General features: G+C 61.6%; 12 protein-coding genes. 5 read left to right on the top strand and 7 right to left on the bottom strand.

From position 1 onward, the window contains the following. The first annotated feature begins 31 nt into the window (after positions 1 to 31). The 4 genes from cobW to ACEN8E_RS11825 all read left to right on the top strand — a co-directional run bounded on the left by cobW (position 32) and on the right by ACEN8E_RS11825 (position 6,783). The gene (gene cobW, locus ACEN8E_RS11810) at positions 32 to 1,102 is read left to right on the top strand and encodes a cobalamin biosynthesis protein CobW (protein WP_495592759.1); all 1,071 of its coding nucleotides are present in this window, start codon (positions 32 to 34) and stop codon (positions 1,100 to 1,102) included. 3 nt (positions 1,103 to 1,105) lie between these two features. Beyond that, entirely contained in the window at positions 1,106 to 4,948 is a 3,843-nt protein-coding gene (gene cobN / locus ACEN8E_RS11815; protein WP_495592760.1) for a cobaltochelatase subunit CobN, read from the top strand. A 162-nt stretch (positions 4,949 to 5,110) separates the two neighbouring features. Further along, positions 5,111 to 6,118 carry a magnesium chelatase ATPase subunit I gene (locus ACEN8E_RS11820; protein ID WP_495592761.1) on the top strand — a complete coding sequence of 336 codons (1,008 nt, stop codon included), beginning with the start codon at positions 5,111 to 5,113 and terminating at the stop codon, positions 6,116 to 6,118. A gap of 119 nt (positions 6,119 to 6,237) precedes the next feature. Beyond that, a complete protein-coding gene (locus tag ACEN8E_RS11825; protein WP_495592762.1) occupies positions 6,238 to 6,783 on the top strand; it encodes a vWA domain-containing protein in 546 nt (181 codons plus the stop codon). Between the two features lie 148 nt (positions 6,784 to 6,931). Here ACEN8E_RS11825 and ACEN8E_RS11830 read toward each other — a convergent pair whose 3' ends face one another. After that, the gene (locus ACEN8E_RS11830) at positions 6,932 to 8,155 is read right to left on the bottom strand and encodes an NADH:flavin oxidoreductase/NADH oxidase family protein (RefSeq protein ID WP_495592763.1); all 1,224 of its coding nucleotides are present in this window, start codon (positions 8,153 to 8,155) and stop codon (positions 6,932 to 6,934) included. 76 nt (positions 8,156 to 8,231) lie between these two features. On the opposite strand from ACEN8E_RS11830, the gene ACEN8E_RS11835 reads away from it, so the two are divergent. Next, a complete protein-coding gene (locus tag ACEN8E_RS11835; RefSeq protein WP_495592764.1) occupies positions 8,232 to 8,636 on the top strand; it encodes a MerR family transcriptional regulator in 405 nt (134 codons plus the stop codon). Between the two features lie 12 nt (positions 8,637 to 8,648). On the opposite strand, the gene ACEN8E_RS11840 is transcribed toward ACEN8E_RS11835, so the two are convergent. The 6 genes from ACEN8E_RS11840 to wecB all read right to left on the bottom strand — a co-directional run bounded on the left by ACEN8E_RS11840 (position 8,649) and on the right by wecB (position 17,989). Next, complete coding sequence (locus ACEN8E_RS11840) at positions 8,649 to 9,377, bottom strand: hypothetical protein (RefSeq protein WP_495592765.1); 729 nt, start codon at positions 9,375 to 9,377, stop codon at positions 8,649 to 8,651. Between the two features lie 187 nt (positions 9,378 to 9,564). Continuing rightward, on the bottom strand, positions 9,565 to 10,641 hold the full coding sequence (locus ACEN8E_RS11845) for a GGDEF domain-containing protein (RefSeq protein ID WP_495592766.1): 1,077 nt from the start codon (positions 10,639 to 10,641) through the stop codon (positions 9,565 to 9,567). After that, positions 10,634 to 11,503, bottom strand: a complete 870-nt coding sequence (locus tag ACEN8E_RS11850) for a DUF4434 family protein (RefSeq protein ID WP_495592767.1) — start codon at positions 11,501 to 11,503, stop codon at positions 10,634 to 10,636. The genes ACEN8E_RS11845 and ACEN8E_RS11850 overlap by 8 nt, the downstream gene beginning before the upstream one ends. Next, the gene (locus tag ACEN8E_RS11855; RefSeq protein ID WP_495592768.1) at positions 11,503 to 14,667 is read right to left on the bottom strand and encodes an NfrA family protein; all 3,165 of its coding nucleotides are present in this window, start codon (positions 14,665 to 14,667) and stop codon (positions 11,503 to 11,505) included. Before ACEN8E_RS11855 ends, ACEN8E_RS11850 begins: the two co-directional genes overlap by 1 nt. After that, positions 14,664 to 16,838, bottom strand: a complete 2,175-nt coding sequence (gene nfrB / locus ACEN8E_RS11860; protein ID WP_495592769.1) for a cyclic di-3',5'-guanylate-activated glycosyltransferase NfrB — start codon at positions 16,836 to 16,838, stop codon at positions 14,664 to 14,666. Before nfrB ends, ACEN8E_RS11855 begins: the two co-directional genes overlap by 4 nt. After that, positions 16,835 to 17,989 carry a non-hydrolyzing UDP-N-acetylglucosamine 2-epimerase gene (wecB, locus tag ACEN8E_RS11865; RefSeq protein WP_495592770.1) on the bottom strand — a complete coding sequence of 385 codons (1,155 nt, stop codon included), beginning with the start codon at positions 17,987 to 17,989 and terminating at the stop codon, positions 16,835 to 16,837. The genes nfrB and wecB overlap by 4 nt, the downstream gene beginning before the upstream one ends. Between the last annotated feature and the right edge of the window lie 33 nt (positions 17,990 to 18,022).

The raw sequence follows: 18,022 nt of genomic DNA on the forward strand, positions 1-18,022 counted from the left end.
TATGCCCGCCACCTTAGCCATAGGGCATCCGATGAAAACACTGGCCAAACTCCCTGTCACCATCGTTACCGGCTTTCTCGGCTCGGGTAAAACCACACTGCTGCGGCACATGCTCGACAACGCCCAAGGTCGTCGCATCGCGGTGATCGTCAACGAATTCGGTGAATTGGGCATTGATGGCGAAATCCTCAAGCAGTGCTCGATCGGTTGCACCGAAGAAGAAGCCAGCGGCCGTGTCTATGAGCTGGCCAATGGCTGCCTGTGCTGCACCGTCCAGGAAGAATTCTTCCCGGTGATGCGTGAATTGGTGGCCCGTCGCGGCGATCTCGACCACATCCTCATCGAAACCTCCGGCCTGGCCCTGCCAAAGCCGCTGGTGCAAGCCTTCCAGTGGCCGGAAATCCGCAGCGCCTGCACCGTGGATGCGGTGATCACCGTGGTCGACAGCCCGGCCGTGGCTGCCGGCACCTTTGCCGCGTTCCCGGATCAGGTCGACGCCCAGCGCAAACTCGACCCGAACCTGGACCACGAATCGCCGCTGCATGAACTGTTCGCTGACCAACTGGCCAGCGCCGACCTGGTGATCCTCAACAAGACCGACCTGATCAACCCGGCAGACCTGGCCCGCGTGCGCCTGGAAGTCGCCGAAGAGTTGCCGCCAGCGGTGAAAATCGTCGAAGCCAGCAGCGGCCGCCTGCCGCTGGACGTGCTGATCGGCCTCGGTGCCGGCTCCGAAGAACACATCGACAGCCGCCACAGCCACCACGACCATCATCACGATGGCGACGATGATCATGATGACCACGATCACGACGCCTTCGATTCGATTTCCATCGAACTGCCGCAAGCCGACGAAAGCCTGCTGATGGACGCGCTGACCCAATTGGTGGTCCAGCACGGCATCCTGCGCGTCAAAGGCTTCGCCGCCGTGCCGAACAAACCGATGCGCCTGCTGATCCAGGGTGTGGGCACGCGTTTCGACAAGCACTTCGACCGTCAATGGGGTGCTGAAGAAGCACGCATCACCCGCCTGGTGCTGATCGGCCAGGAACTGGACGCCGCCGTACTCGAAGCGCAATTGCGCGCCGCGCTCAGCGTGTAAGCCATGCACCTGCTCAGGACCCAGCCCGGCGGTTTCGTGTCGGATGACAACATCGCCGACCTTGGACAAACCCCCGCCGAGCTGGTGGTCCTGTGCAGTGGCGATTCCAGCCTGGCGCTGCTTGCCGAAGCGGCGCAGCAGCTGCCCGACGATTACCCGAGCGTGCGCCTGGCCAACCCGATGCAGGTGCAGAACCATGCCTCGGTCGATTTGTACGTCGACGAAGTGCTGCGTCACGCCAAGGTGATCCTGATTTCACTGCACGGCGGCATCGCCTATTGGCGTTACGGCATCGAGCGTCTGGTCGAACTGTCGCAGCGCGGCGTGCAGGTCATTCTGGTGCCGGGCGATGATCGCCCGGACCCGGAGCTGAGTGACCTGAGCACTGTGGGCGTGGAGGATCGCGACCGACTCTGGCAGTTCCTGCGTCAGGGCGGCATGGGCAATGCCCTGGATTTCTTCCGCTGCCTGGCCAACCGCTGGCTGGCGCGTGATTACACCTGGGGCGAACCGCAAACCCTGCCACGCACGGCGATTTATCATCCGCAAAAACACTCTGCCGCACTGAGCGACTGGCAGGCCGACTGGCAAGCCGGTCAACCCGTGGCGGCGGTGCTGTTTTACCGCTCGCATTTGCAGGCGGCGAACACCGCTTTCATTGATGTTTTTTGCCAGCGTTTGCAGGCAGCGGGGTTGAATCCGTTGCCGATTGCGCTGGCGAGCCTGAAAGAGCCCGGCTGCCTTGGCGTGGTCGAGGACTGGCTAGACGAGGCCTGCGTCTCGGTGATTCTGAACACCACCGGCTTCGCCCAGTCCAGCCCGGAAGCACCGCATCTGCGGCCGTTTCGCCGCAATATTCCGGTGATCCAGGCGATTTGCGCCCAGGACAACGAACCGGGTTGGCGCGCCAGTGAACAGGGGCTTGGTCCTCGGGACTTGGCGATGCACATTGCCTTGCCGGAACTGGACGGGCGCATCATCAGCCGCCCGATCAGCTTCAAGGACCTGGCGTGGCGCAGTGAGCGCAGTCAATCGGACGTGGTCTGCTACCGGCCTCAGCCGGAACGCATGGATTTCGTTGCCGAACTGGCGCGGCGCTGGGTCGATCTGGCGCGGGTGCCCAATACTGAAAAACGCATCGCCCTGATCCTCGCCAACTACCCGACCCGTGATGGTCGAATCGGCAATGGAGTGGGCCTCGACACCCCGGCGGCGGCGTTGAACATCCTGCGTGCGCTCCATCAGGAAGGTTACCCGCTGCCGGCCGAATTGCCGGATAACGGCACTGATTTGATCCAGCAATTACTCGGTGGTGTCAGCAATGATCTCGACACGATCGATCAGCGTCCGTGCCAGCAAAGCCTGGCCATGGACGACTACCTGACGATGTTCAACGCACTGCCCGAAGCCAACCGCGCAGCGGTGCTCGAACGTTGGGGCGCGCCGGAAAACGACCCGATGTGTCGCAGTGGACGGATGATGATCGCCGGGCTGCGTTTTGGCCTGACCTTCGTCGGCATTCAACCGGCCCGGGGTTATCAGGTCGACCCGAGCGCGGTGTACCACGACCCGGACCTGGTACCGCCCCACGGTTACCTGGCGTTTTACTTCTGGCTGCGCAACACCTACGGCGCCCACGGCGTGATCCACGTCGGCAAGCACGGCAACCTCGAATGGCTGCCGGGCAAGGGCGTCGGGCTCTCGGAATGCTGCTGGCCGGATGCACTGCTCGGGCCGTTGCCGAACGTCTATCCGTTCATCGTCAACGACCCGGGCGAAGGTGCCCAGGCCAAGCGGCGGACCCAGGCGGTCATCATCGATCACTTGATGCCACCGCTGACCCGTGCCGAAACCTACGGCCCGCTGCGCAACCTCGAACTGTTGGCGGACGAGTATTACGAAGCGCAGTTGCTCGATCCGCGCCGCGCCCGAGAGTTGCAGCGCGACATCCTGCAACTGGTGCGCGACACGCACATCGACCGTGAACTGCAACTGGACGAGCAACTCGACAGCGATGCCGACGCAGCGATCTGGTTGCCGCGCCTGGACACTTACCTGTGCGACTTGAAAGAGTCGCAGATCCGCGACGGCCTGCATGTATTCGGCGAGTCGCCCACCGGGCGTTTGCGTATCGATACCTTGCTGGCGTTGCTGCGCATTCCCCGGGGCGATGGCCGTGGTGCGCAATCGAGCCTGCTGCGGGCGTTGGCCAAGGCTTTCGAACTGGGGTTCGATCCGCTCGATTGTGCGCTGGCCGAGCCGTGGACCGGGCCTCGGCCAGAGGCCTTGTTGTCGATCAGCACTGAACTGTGGCGCACCGCCGGTGATACCCGCGAACGCCTCGAGCTGTTCGCCTCACAACTGATCTTGCAGGCATTAGCTGCCCCCTGTAGGAGCGAGCCTGCTCGCGATGGTGTGTCAGTCGACACCCATGTGGCTGACACACCATCGCGAGCAGGCTCGCTCCTACAGGAGGCGGGTTGGGCTGAGGTGAATGTCATCCTCGACAGCCTGCGCGAAGTGGTCGCGCCAAGACTGGACGCCTGCGGCCCGGCAGAAATGCGCGGTTTGCTCGATGCCCTGAGCGGTCGCTTCGTTCCGGCCGGCCCCAGCGGTGCGCCGAGTCGCGGTCGTCTGGACGTGCTGCCCACCGGGCGCAACTTTTACTCGGTGGACGTGCGCAACCTGCCGACCACCACGGCGTGGCGCATCGGTTTTCAGTCGGCCAACCTGATTCTCGACCGGCACCTGCAAGACCACGGCGATCATTTGCGCCAGCTCGGCCTGTCGGTGTGGGGCACTGCGACCATGCGCACAGGCGGCGATGACATCGCCCAGGCGATGGCGTTGATGGGGGTGCGTCCGGTCTGGGCGACCGGCAGTCAGCGGGTCGATGACTTCGAGATTCTGCCCTTGAGTTTACTTGACCGTCCGCGGGTGGACGTGACCTTGCGTGTGTCCGGTTTCTTCCGTGATGCCTTCGCCAATCTGATTCGCTTGTTCGACGCGTCGGTGCAAGCAGTCGCCGACCTGGATGAGCCGGACGACCTCAACCCGCTGGCGGCCAAGGTGCGCGCCGAGCGTGCAGCCTTGTTGCAGGCAGGGCTCGATGAAGAGGCCGCGCGCCGTCAGGCCGGCTGGCGAATTTTCGGGGCCAAACCCGGTGCCTACGGCGCAGGCGTGCAGGGCGCCATCGACGGTCGGCTGTGGCAGACCCGCGAGGACCTGGCCGAGGTTTACCTCAACTGGGGTGGCTACGCTTACGGTGGTGCGGACGAAGGCACCGTCGCTCGTGAACAGTTCAGCCAGCGGCTGAGCCAGGTACAGGCGGTGCTGCAAAACCAGGATAACCGCGAGCACGATCTGCTCGATTCCAACGATTACTACCAGTTCCAGGGCGGCATGCTCGCGGCGGTGGAAAGCCTGAAGGGCGAGGCGGCGGCCAGTTATCATGGCGATCACAGCCAGCCGGACCTGCCGAAGATCCGCACCTTGAAGGAAGAGCTGAACCGGGTGATCCGCTCCCGGGCGGCCAATCCGAAGTGGCTCGAAGGCGTCAAGCGTCATGGCTACAAAGGTGCGTTCGAAATGGCTGCGACAGTCGACAATCTGTTCGCCTTCGATGCCACCACGCAGTTGATCGATGATCACCAGTACGCGTTGCTGGCCGATGCCTATTTGCTCGACCCGGACACCCGGGATTTTGTTCGCGAACACAATCCCCATGCCTTGCGAGATATGACTGAACGCATGCTCGAGGCGCAACAACGCGGCATGTGGAAGGACCCGGGCGAGTACCGCGAGGCGCTGGAAAATTTGTTGCTGGACATAGAAGAAGACAGTTGATCACCGCATATCCTGTGGGAGCGAGCCTGCTCGCGAAGGCGATTTGTCAGCCAACGATGATGGTGGATGTGATGGCCTCATCGCGAGCAGGCTCGCTCCCACAGGTATGTAGGCAGCTGTAAGTTTTGTAGATGGTTCACCGACCATGACCGAGTATTGAACATGACCTACACCCCGCATTTTCCCCTCTCCGCCGTGGTCGGCGCCGACGATTTGAAGCTGGCCCTGTACCTGACCGCCATTGATCCGAAAATCGGCGGTGTACTGATCGAAGGCCCGCGGGGCATGGCCAAGTCGACCCTGGCCCGTGGTCTGGCGGACCTGCTGGCCAGCGGTCAGTTCGTCACATTGCCATTGGGTGCCACCGAGGAACGCCTGGTTGGTACCCTCGATCTCGACGTGGCGCTGGGCGAAGGTCGCGCGCAGTTTTCACCCGGCGTTCTGGCCCGGGCTGACGGCGGCGTGCTCTACGTCGACGAGGTCAATCTGCTGCCTGATCACCTCGTGGATCTGCTGCTCGATGTGGCCGCCAGCGGCACCAATCTGGTCGAACGTGATGGCATTTCTCATCGCCATTCGGCGAAGTTCGTGCTGATTGGCACCATGAACCCGGAAGAGGGAGAGCTGCGTCCGCAATTGCTCGACCGATTCGGCCTGAACGTCGCCCTCGGTGGTCAGACCGCGCCGATCGAACGTGGCCAGATCATTCGCCGTCGCCTGGATTTCGACAGCGATCCGCACGGTTTCTGCGCCGAATGGGAATCGGCGCAGGCATCTTTGCGCGAACGTTGCCAGAACGCGCGCAACGCCCTGGCAAGCATTCCCCTCGACGACCAGGCACTGGCATCCATCACCGAACGCTGCTTTGCCGCTGGCGTCGATGGTTTGCGCGCCGATCTGGTCTGGCTGCGTGCCGCACGGGCTCACGCCGCCTGGCGGGGGGCAAATGCCATCGCCGAGGAAGATATCGACGCAGTCGCCGAGTTCGCCTTGCGCCATCGCCGTCGCGAGCATTCACCTGCGGCGCCTCAGCCATCCCACGCGCCGCAATCCACTGCACCGCAGAACGCCAACCCGAGCGAAGGGCAGGGCCAGTGGGGCGAATTGCCTGCCCAGCCGTTGGCGGTCGGCGCCCGACGTGAAGTGCCGGTCTGGCCAAAAAAGCCCTAGGCATTCGCCCCCGATCTGTCGCGGGGGCGAATGCCAGACCCCGAGCCGGGCGGCTGGACCACGGCAAACAAGGCAAGCGTCACGCCGCCCGCAGTGGTTCGGTCAACTGGCCCGGCACATTGCTCAATGGCCGGCCGCGCCAGCGCGACGATCTGTTGTTTCACCTGCGTACTCGCTCGCCCCATGAACTGTGGCTGGTGATCGTTGATGCCTCCGCATCGACCCGCCGTCATCAGGCATTGAGCGATGCCAAGGGCTTGCTGGCGCAGTTGTTCGACGATGCCTATCGCCAGCGTGCACGCCTGGCCCTGCTCACGGCCAGCGGTTCCGTACCCAAGTGGCAGGTGCAGGGACTGAAGGCTTCCACGGGATTGCGCCATTGGCTCGATGGCCTCGGTGCGGGTGGCGGCACGCCGTTGCTGGCGGCATTGAGCGAAGCGGGGCGATGGCTTGCCACACGGCAAAAACGCTTTCCGGCCGAGCAGCAGCGGTTGTTGTTGGTGACCGATGGCCGACTGAAAGACTGGCCGCTGCTGCTGCCGCTGGAGTGTCCGGGACTGTTGATCGACATCGAGCGCGGGCCGATCCGGCTTGGGCGCAGCAAGTTGCTGGCTGCGCAGTTGCAATCGGTGTACCGGCATATCGACGAGCTGCTTCCGGGCTGAGATCTGTCTGGCAGTTCCGGCCTCTTCGCGAGCAGGCTCGCTCCTACAATTGATCCGGGCTGAACACAAATTTTGTGACCGCCCGATAGATCTCTGTGGGAGCGAGCCTGCTCGCGAAGACGGTATACCAGCCAACCTCGAACTTGAATTACTTGCCCATCGCCTGCCGGTACTGCCGGGTCCGCTTGCCAATGTACAGCTGGTCGAGAATCAACGCCCATAGCGCCGAAACATTGGGTCGGGTTTTGCGCCCGCGGCTCAAGCGATGCAGCTGGAACTTGACCACCGCCATGCTCGCCAGCACCGCCAGGGGTTTGCGCTTCCAGCGGATCGGCGGCAGTTGCGGATGGCTGTCCTGGCCTTCACGCCAGAGCTTGACCAATTGCGGTTCCACGGCCAGGGCGGTGCCGATACCGGCCATGGCCAGGCCGCTGTCGAGGACCTGTTGGACGATTGCCAGGCGCCGGATCCCGCCGGTTACCATCACCGGCATCCGCGCCACGCTGGCCAGCTCACCGGCCATTTCCAGAAAGTACGCCTCCCGTGCCAGGGTCCGGCCGTCGCGCGCTTCGCCTTGCATGGCCGGTGCTTCGTAACTGCCGCCGGAGAGTTCCAGCAGATCGATCGGTTGCTCGTTGAGCCACTGGATCACCTGCCGTGCATCATCGGCATCGAAACCACCGCGCTGGAAATCCGCTGAATTGAGCTTTACCGACACACAAAATTGCGGCGACACCGCCTGGCGAACCGCCTCGACGACGGACAACAGCAGGCGCGCACGATTTTCCAGCGAACCACCCCAATGATCGGTGCGCCGATTGGTGATCGGCGAAAGGAACTGGCTGATCAGGTAGCCGTGGGCGGCGTGGATCTGCACACCGGTAAAACCGGCTTTCTCCGCCAGTGCGGCGCTGGTGGCGAAGCGTCGGATCACCTCCTGTATGTCGTCCTCGCTCATGGGTCTGGGTTCGGCGAACATCTTCGAGAACTGGCCGAGATCCAGGGCCACCGCCGACGGCGCCAGGGCTTGCTGGCCAAGGTTGGCCATGGTCTGACGGCCTGGGTGGTTGAGTTGCATCCAGAAGTGCGCACCGCCAGCCCGGCCGACAATGGCCCACTGGCGAAAACGTTGCAGATGACGCTCGTCCTCCAGCGCTACTCCACCGGGGCCGGTCATGGCGCGGCGGTCGATCATCACATTGCCGGTCAGCAACAAGCCGGCTTCGCCTTCGGCCCAGGCCTGGTACAGGCGCAACAGCGCCTGGTCGGGCACCTGATCGGTGTTGGCGAGGTTCTCTTCCATCGCGGCTTTGGCAATGCGATTACCGATGGTCTGGCCGTTGGGCAAATTCAAGGTTTGGAAGGGCGACATGCTTGACTCCTCGTAGTGATGAGTAGAGGCTAAGCTTAAAGTTAACTTTAATGTCAAGCAGGTAAATGAGATCCCTATGAAGATTGGTGAATTGGCACAGTTGAGCGGGTTGACCGCCTCACGCATCCGTTTTTACGAGTCTCAGGGATTGATCCGGCAGGTCGAGCGTTCGGCCAATGGTTACCGGCGTTACTCGCAACAGGCGTTGCAAACCCTGCAAATCATCCAGTGTGCGCAACAAGCCGGGTTCAGCCTGGAAGAACTCAAGCAGTTACTGCCGGATAATCTGACGGGCGCGTTCAAGCACGATGAGTTGATGGCCGGCCTGCATCGCAAGATCGAGCAGATCGAAGAGATGCAACGGCACCTGGCGCACAGCAAGGCGCAATTGCTGGGGTGGATCGACACCATTAAGGACAAACCGGATGGTATGTCCTGTGATGAAAATGCCGAGCGGGTGATGACATCATTCAAGCACTAGGTCAGGTCAGTGTTAAGGTTGACCTGGAAGAACAGTCTGCTTGACCGGGTAGGCAAATGAGTCGTCGTTTCGATTGGTTGCGTACGCTGTTAGTTCGTCCCCTGGCTTTGCCGGAGCTGGAACGTATGAAAAAAAGTTGATAATTCGGTCTGCCTTCCAATAAATACGGTTCAGGCCCATTTGGTATGGAAGTAGCGACGCTCCGCCGTATAACTCGGGCGACGGAACTTTGAGAATAGTGGTGATGGATGTTTTTATCGGAAAAAAGATTGCGCCCGGGTAAGTACCACATAGCGGATAGTCTGGAGTGCCACGAGAACATGTCGAGGGCGGCTCCTGGCCAATGACCAGTTTGGTAGGCTGTGAGCTGATACCAGTTACATACACCGAAAATGAAATGCCCTTGCCTGGCAGGTCTAGCAGATTCAATTGAGTCATCGTGAAGTTACGGTCAGACCCTGTGGTTACCTCCTTCAAGATGACCCCATCGCTGGTTAACGCCGTTACCAGGAAAGGGCCTGTTGCTGTGGTCCCAACGATAGTCCCGGAGATGGATGTGTCACTTTTAGAAAGCGGTGTCGTGATGCAAACTTCCGGGCCATTCTGGCCAATGAATTTCTTGTTGATCAGGTCGCTGCACTCTTCGCGGACCGTTGAAGCAGTCGCGTCCTGATAAACGTTGCAACCGATTAAACCCATTCCCAGTGTCGCGCAAAAAAGTAAAGTTTTGGCCGTATTCATGTTCAAGTCCTTTTGGTTTCAACAGTAAGTTACGGCGCCAGTATCTCCTCGCATGTCTCAAGCATCTACTATCATAATTGACAGTAGTGATCAGTTGTTTCGGGTTTGGACAGATCGTTTTTCAATGGGTCATACCGCGTTCGATACCGGTGAGAAAAGCTCTGTGCGTAGGGTGGGATAGATCAGTTCATTGATGAAACGTATACCGATCCTTCCCGGTATGCTTTGACTCATACAGGGCTTCATCGGCCTTGATCAGCGCCTGGTTCAGCGTGTCGCCATCGAGCACCCGGGCCAGGCCGATGCTGATGGTTACCGGATGTCGGGCGGGTTGCTCGCGCACCACTTGACACAATTTGCCTGCCAACGCCTCGACGTCTTCACGGCGCACGCCGGCCAGGTAAATCGCGAACTCTTCGCCGCCCAACCGCGCATATTCGTAGTGCGACATCACCGATTTGATGTTCTGGGCGATGCGCTTGAGCACTTCGTCGCCGATGTCATGGCCATAGACATCGTTGACCTTCTTGAAATTGTCGATATCGACCATCGCCAGGTAGTGGTCGTTTTCCCGCGGCACATTATTCAACTGTTGGCTGGCGTGGGTCATGAACGAGCGGCGGTTGGGAATTTCGGTGAGCGTGTCGACGTAGGCCTGGTCCAGCAGCAGCTTGAACATGATGAAGTTGTAGAGCTTGGCCCTGCGCAGGGTCAGGAAGCTGTAGAGGGTCAGGCCGCAGATAAATGTCGAGTAACTGATGGCCATCACATCCCTCAGCTCCATCAGTTCAATACCGGTGTGGTAGAAGGGATTGAGAAACGACCAGGTGACGAATTGCGCGGCAAAGTAAGACCAGCGGCTCAGCGGTAATACCGAGGCAGTGAACAGGGTGGTCGAAGCCGCCAGCAATAGCCAGGCGGGTTGGTGATCGCCGGACAGCCCTTCGGTCAGCAGCCGCGTGCCGAATGCAATGGTGAATACAAACAGCAGGTTCAGCTTCTGGAAGTGCCGGGCATCGCGGATCAACAGCAGGATGACGACCAGTATCGAGAAGACACCGATAAACACCAGTGAACGCCAGGTAAACGGCAGTCCGCCGATGAAACTGAGGATCAGGTCGTAAACAACCCAGATCGCAATGCTGGCGATGTAGATCAATACGCAAAAGGTGCGTAGCCGTTCAAATTCATGCTGGAGAAATTCAGCTTCAAGCTCAGCGGGTGCCGCTTTTTTCAGCACTTCATCTTCAATGGTTTTATACATCGCCGACCTTGCTGTTGTGCTGGTTGTCGAGGATTACCTTGCCCCACGGACGGTAGCGCAGGGAGAAAACCGATGTCGGGTGGCAACCCGGCGATGTCGATTGGGGGGGCATCGGTTCGGCACGGAAGGGTTGCCCGGCCGCGCTGACTTGCCGGAAGGCTTCCCTGACGATGCCGATGGAGCAGGGCAGCGCACTGGCGTAGTCGCTGCGAATCAAGGGCGGCAAACGTGCGGTGCCGGCGCCGTCCTGCCACCACACCTGAATACCGGCGTTCGCCACCTCGCCCAGCCATTGACCGTTGACTTGCGGCGCGAGTTTGCCGACGTTGAATACGCTGATGTGCAAAGGTGCGTCGAGTTTTGCGGAAAAGTCCTTGAGCTGGCGTTGCAACGTTTGCCGGCGATCCAGCGGCAGAAAGTGCAGGTCATCCAGCTCCATGGGCAAGTACCAGCCGCTGACCGGGAGTTTCCAGTCTTTGCGCAGCTTCTGCTGCTGGGTCAGCGATAGCCCCAGCTGCGTCTGCCAGTACATTGCCAGCCCGGCGCTGTCCAACGCGTCGATGCGCTGGTAATAGGCCGGGTCCATGCGCAGCCCCAGCACCAGTTTCAAGCCTTGGGCCTGGGCCAGTTTCAGGCTGCCCGCGAGCCAGCCGTTGGCACCGCCGAAGTCCGAATCGCCGTAGGCCGTCCACTGCACGATCACCGTGTGCGCACCTTGGCGGGCGGTGTCCTGCCAGATTCGCTGCCATTGCGCCTGGCTCAGGCTGGCATCGGCATTGAGCGGCTGATAGAAAATCCGCTCGTCCGCATGGCTCGCCACCCCACCCAGCAACAGGCACACAACCAATAGGAATCGCCTCATCAGAAATTCAACTCCACGCCCAGCAGCACACCGTTGCCGCCTTCATACAGATTGCCGCCCAGCCATTGCTGATACTCGGTGCGTACCGACAGGTGTGCGCGGTAGGCGTTGTAGAGGTCATCGTTGAACCACCATTGCCAACGCAAGCCGAGCCCGGTGCGCAGATCCTGGCGCCAGTCGTTGCTCGGGTCCTGGCTGGAAAACTCAAGAAAACCGTATGGCATGACGGTTTGTGCGCCGTTGAACGGCAGCTTCCAGGTGTGCCCTTGCTGGAAGCGCGACAGCCATTGATGGTCGCCGGCCTTGGTCCACCATGCCGCGTCAAGGTAGAGGAAGCGTTCTTCCCAATCGCTTTCATCGACCCGCCAATCATTGCGGAATCGCCCCTGGTCAAGGAACGAGGCCGTTGTACGCAGTAGATAGTCGGTAGAGGTGTGGCCGTCCTGACGATGATCGCCGACCTGATCGGACAGTTTTTCCGGAACCAGCATCTGCCCAAGGCTCAGGCCGTGGTTGTCTTCATCATCGAACTGGCTTTGTTTGTAGATCTCGCCGTAGAAGTTGATGTTGGCGGTGCCCCAGGGCTTGTAGCGCAGACCGACGCCGGTGCCGAGGGATTCGGCATAGCTCGACCAGCCTACGCCACCGAGCAGCACGCGGCCGTAGACCGACAACGTGCTGCCGGCGCGGCTGGGTTCTTCACCTAGCGCGTGGTCCCACATGGCCAGTTGCACGTTCTGCGAGCTGGAGCGACGTTGCGTGCCGGTGCTGTCGTCGGGGCGCAGGATGTCGTTGGTCGATACCCCGGCCGGTGACCAGGTGCTGGCGATGGTGACGGAGTCGCGACGGGACAGGCTTTCATGGGCGCGACGCTGGCGATAGCGTCGCGCCTCCATGCTGCCATCCTCGTCGTCGGCGGCCACCGGGTTCTGCTCCAGGTCGATCACGCGTTCCAGTTCTTTGCGCGCCGAGGCGCTGTCTTCGACCTCGTCATAACGCCAGGCCAGGGTTTCGCCAAGGCGATAGTCCTCCGGGAAGTCCTGGGTCGCACGTTGCAGATAGGGGATGGCGCGGGTGCGTTCTGCCTTGGTGCCAGCACCGGCCAGGCGCACGCCGTAGTCGGCACGATAGCGGGGATTGGCCGGATCGCGGCGCACGGCTTCGGCCAGCCATTCGGTACTTTGTTGCAGGTCGCCGGCCTTTTGCGCCGTGACCGAGGCAGCATAGAAGTGCTCGGCATCCGGTGCCAGTTGCAGGGCGGAACGCTGGCGCTGCAGCGCGAGCGTGTGATCGCCCCGGGCATCGGCAATTGCCGCGCCCAACGCCCACTCGTTGGCGCCGCGGGTGTGGCTGGCTTGCCAATACCGTTCGGCCGTTTGCGTGTCGCCGATATTCAGGGCTCCGCGACTGGCGGTGAGTCGGGCATTGTCGCTGAGTTCGGCATCCGGAAAGCTGCGCCAGATGGCCAGGGCACCCGCCGAGTCGCCGGCAGCTTCCAGGGCGTAAGCGAGTGGCAGGCGACTGTTTCGATCACCCAGTTTTTCGGCGGCCTGGTAATACACCACCGCTTCACCGGGGCGCTCCGGCATCGCACAACGACCAAGGGCTCGGTAGTCTCCCGCGGCTTGCGGGTGATCGCCAATCACCTGTTGAACGGCGTCGCACTGGCCGTTTTCCGCCAGTTGCGCCAACAGTTGCCCGCGAGTGGCGGGGTCGACGCGGTTGAGCAACGAAACGATGCGCTGCTGTTGTGCCGCGGTGGGGGTGGACGCGGCATACAACCCCGCCAACCGTTGCAGCAGGGGGGGCGGCAGCTTGCCTGCGTGGCGGTCGTAGGCCGTTTCGAGCAACTGTTGCGCCTGTTCCCGTTGGCCGGCATTCAATGCCAGATAGGTGGCCTGATCGAGCGATTTGAGGTTGCCGGTCTGCTGGTAGTGCCGCTCCCAGAGGGCCGCCGCTTCACGGTTGCGACCCGATGCCTGGAGCAGCTCGGCGCGGCGTTTGACCACGTCGGCGGTCTGCGGCTGGCTGGCAAGGTAATCCATGACTTCGTCACTGCGGCCCTCATCCTGCCAGACGTCGAGCAGACGTTCGCGGCGTCGCGAGTCCCAGGGTTCCGGCAGGCGTGTCGCTTGCAGCAGTTCGGTGGCTTGCAGGCGCTGGGCGAGGATCAGCCAGGCCTGCGGATCCTCTTCGGGTTGGCAACTTTTCAACTGGGTCAGCGCGGTTTGCGGATCATGGCGCGAAAGCCAGTCGACCGTCTCCAGGCAGGGCCGCTGCAACTCGGCGCTCAGGCGTTGCACTGTGGCGCTGTCGCCGGTCTGCCGCGCCAGTTCCCACAGACGCTGGCGTTGCGCCGGATCGGCAAGGTCGGCAGGTGGCAGCGACTGCATCCAGCGCTCTGCCAGCTGGATGTGGCCCATGGCAATCGCCCGGTCGACCATGGCCAGTCGAGCCTTGCGCGCCGCTTCCGGGCTTGGCGCTGTCTGCAGCAATTGCTGCAGGGGTTGTTCGTCGAGGCGTTGCACGTAGGCGTTGGCCAGGCGTTGCCAGCCTTGGGTATCGAGTTGTTTGTTCGCGGCCAGGGGCGCCAGCTCTTTGATGGTGCCGTCCCAATCGCGCAACTGTTCGGACCAATTGGCACGCGCCAGATGCAGCAGGCGTGCGTCACCTTTGGGCGCCAGTTGCGCCAGCCAGTCATGGGCTTTGGCCGCGCCGCCGTACCTGGCCAGGCTCAGGCTGTAGGCCTGCCACAAACGGATGCGATGAGTGAGGTCGCTGCCGGCGATCCACTGTTCCACCTGTTCGCTACCCGGCGGATCCTGTTCTATCCAGGTCAGGCGCAGGTTGAGCAGGGCTTCGCTGTTGGCCGGAGTGTCGGGCAGTGCCTGCACGGCGTCGTTGTAGCGTCGCTGTTTGACCAGCGATTGCACGAGCAGGGCCTGTGCCTCTTCGTTTTTTGGCACTTTGCTCAACAGGTGGCGCATCAGCCGTTCGACTTCCTTCCAGTTGCCTTTTTTCGCTTCGCGGTAACTGCGGTCCATGTAAGGGAAGCTGCGAAACTGCTCGAAGTCGGTCAACGGTTCGGCCTGGACCCACGCCACCGTGCACAGGCTGAACAGCAGGCCGCCGACCAGCAGAGTCTGACGGGGGATGGGCTTCATGCGACCTCTCTGGCAATGCGGTAGGCGGCTTGCTGTTCACTGGACTGATCGGCCAGGGCCTGTTCGAGAACCGCCCGGGTGATCATGCCGCGATCGATCAGGTGTTCGCCCAGGGACATTTTTTCCGCATCGAAGTCGATCAATGCCTGATTGAACAAGGTTGCCGGGACCATGCCGCGCACTTGCAACAAATTGCCCAGCAGCACCTGATGATGGCTGACACGTTCGAGCAGGCTTTCATCGTCCTGATGCCGCTCAAGCACCCCGAGCATCTGGCGCACTTCCTCGCTTTGACGAGGGCTGGCGTACCAGTAGCGAATCCCCAGGGTCACCCGGCCCTGGGGTGCGAGGCGGCAACGTACCGGGCGTTTGAGCTGACGGCTGATTGCGCCTTGGGACACCTGGCTCACCGGGCCTTCGGAGGCCAGCACCAGTGTGTCGCCTTCCTCGGCAACCGGTAGCACCCCGTAGTGCGTGGCGATCTTGCGCGGCACGGTATCGATCAGGCGCTTGTCGAGCTTGAACGGGTTGAGCGGGGCCCATTCCAGGTCCAGTTGTTCGGCCAGGATCTGCACCAGTTGCGTGGTGTCGATGTGCCCGCGCAGTAGCAATTCCCGACCCAGGCGTCGGCGCACCGGGTTGGTCACCGCCGCTTGCAGTTGTTCCTCGGTCAGCAGTCCTTTTTCCACCAGCCGATGCCCCAGCGGGGTGCGCTGGGCCTGGGTCAATGCGGGGAATTCGTGGGTGGTTTTATCCCAGGCCACGCGACGTGAATCGCCCATTTCCATGACCTGGCGCAACGCCCGCAGGTTGGCGAAGAAGTTGACGAAGTTGCTCCACATCATCCGGGGGGCGGACAACAGCCCTTCGCCCAGACCGTAATAACGAGTGACGAACCAACCGCGCTGGAACAGCCGATTGAGCAGCATCAGGCCATTGAGCCACAGCAAGGTCGCCAGCAATGAACTGTCGGCAAGGATCGACGGATAACGCCAGGCATTGGGTGAAATCACCGTCACCAACCACATCGCCAGCAGCACCAGAAACAGCAGATTGACCAGGAAGCTCAACAGGTACGCGATCAAGCCGCGACGATCTCGCCACAGGAAGTAGTTGAGCAGGCCCTTGGGGCTCCAGCCGAGGTTCTTGGTGCCCTGGAACACGATGCCGACAATCCAGCGCGACTTCTGCCGGATCGCGTGTTGCAAGTCCCGGGGAAAGTGCTCGCGCACGCAGATCACCTGGGAGAAGGCGCGGTTCATGCCGAACACCCATGGCTGTTCCAGCGCCAGTTTCGGGTCGGTCACCGAATAGCGGGCGAAGATGCACTTCATGCCTTTTTGCTTGAGGCGAAAGCCGATGTCGTAGTCTTCGGTGAGGCTCTGCACGTCGAAGGCAATACCGTCACCGTCTACGAGCAGCGCACTGATGGCCTTGCGGCTGAAACAGGTGCCGACTCCGGCGCTGGGCACTTGCCCGGTCAATGCCTCGCGCACGATGACATCCTTGCCGTGGTTCTCGGCAAACTCGTCGACGTAGTGCCCGGCGGTGAAGCCTTTCCATTCCGGGGCGTAGGGGTAGACCGGAATCTGGATCAGGTCCTTGGCCGGTAGCAGGTAGTTGAACAGACGCAATTCCATGGGCGAAATCACGTCCTCGGCATCGTGCAGGATGAAGCCGGCGAACTGGATTTTCGCATCGTTTTCAAAGCGCAGGATGGCGTCGATCACGTTGTTCAGGCAGTCCGCCTTGCTGGTCGGGCCGGGGCGCGCGCACACCACTTTGTGCACGTTGGGGTAGTGCAGGCACACCGCATCGACGTCGGCCTGGGTCTCGGCGTCGTTGGGGTAGGTGCCAACGAAAATCTGATAGTTCTCGTAGTCGATGGTCGAGGCGGCCAGGCGCGCCATTTCGCCGACCACGCCGACTTCGTTCCACGCCGGCACCATGATCGCCAGTGGCTTTTCGCCGATGGTGTACAACCGCTCCTCATCGGCGCGCTCGAATTTTTCATAGATCCGCCAGCGTCGGATCAGTTTGCGGGTCCAGTACACCAGGTCGATGAACAGGTCATCGAGCCCGAGTATGAACATCAGCAGGGCCAGGATAATGGCGAGGTATTTGAGACCGAACAACACATAGGCAAAGAAGTCGACCCACTCCAGGCTCATACGGCTTTTCCCGAGGCCGCGCGATGTTTGAGCCAGACCCCGAGACGATTGGCGATACGCTCGCTGGCATGCCCGTCGCCGTACGGGCTGTGGATTCGACTCATGCGCTGGTACGTGGCTTCGTCATCGAGCAACAGGCTGGACTCCTTGACGATCCGGTCGGTATCGGTGCCCACCAGCAGCACCGTCCCGCCTTCCAGCACCGAAGGCCGTTCAGTGACATCGCGCAGCACCAGCAGCGGTTTGCCGATGGCCGGGGCTTCCTCCTGGATGCCGCCGGAGTCGCTGAGGATGAAGTGCGCGCGGCCCATCAGCCAGACGAAATGCTGGTAGTCCTGTGGTGCCACCAGATAGATGTTGGGCTTGTCCGAGAGCACGCTGTACACCGCGTTTTGCACCTGCGGATTGAGGTGCACCGGGTAGACGAACTGCACGTCGGGATAGCGTTGGGCGAGGGTGGCCAACGCCAGGCAGATCTGGCGGAAACCGCCGCCGAAGTTCTCCCGGCGATGCCCGGTGATCAGCACCATGCGCCGGTTGTCATCGAGCACGGCAAGTGCCGAGTCGGCGGCCGGGTGCCACTGGGTTGCCTGTTGGTGGTCGCGCATCCACACCAGGGCGTCGATCACCGTGTTACCGGTCACTTCGATGTTGGCCTTGGGCACACCTTCGCGCAGCAGGTTGTCTTCGCTCTTGGTGGTCGGTGCGAAATGCAGGTCGGCGATAACGCCGGTCAGGTGCCGGTTGGCTTCCTCCGGCCAGGGTGCGCGCAGGTTGCCGGTACGCAATCCGGCCTCGACATGGCCGATGGGCAACTGGCGATTGAAGGCGGCAAGGGCGGCAATGAAACTGGTGGTGGTGTCGCCGTGTACCAGCACGATATCCGGCTGCACTTGCTCGTAGGCTTTGTCGAGATGCCCCAGCAGTTGTTCGGAGAGTCCGTTGAGGGTCTGGCCCTGGGTCATCACTTGCAAATCTTCGTCGACCGTCAGTTCGAACGAATCGAGCACTTGTTTGAGCATTTCCCGGTGCTGGCCGGTGGAGCAGATGTTCAGGTCGATACCGGGCCAGCTACGCAGAACGCGCGCCAGTGGTGCCATCTTGATGGCCTCCGGACGCGTGCCGAACACCATCATGACTTTGAAGGACATGAACCCCTCCTGGGACTGCACACGCCGACGCAA

The sequence above is a fragment of the Pseudomonas sp. Pseusp9 genome (assembly GCF_059491265.1).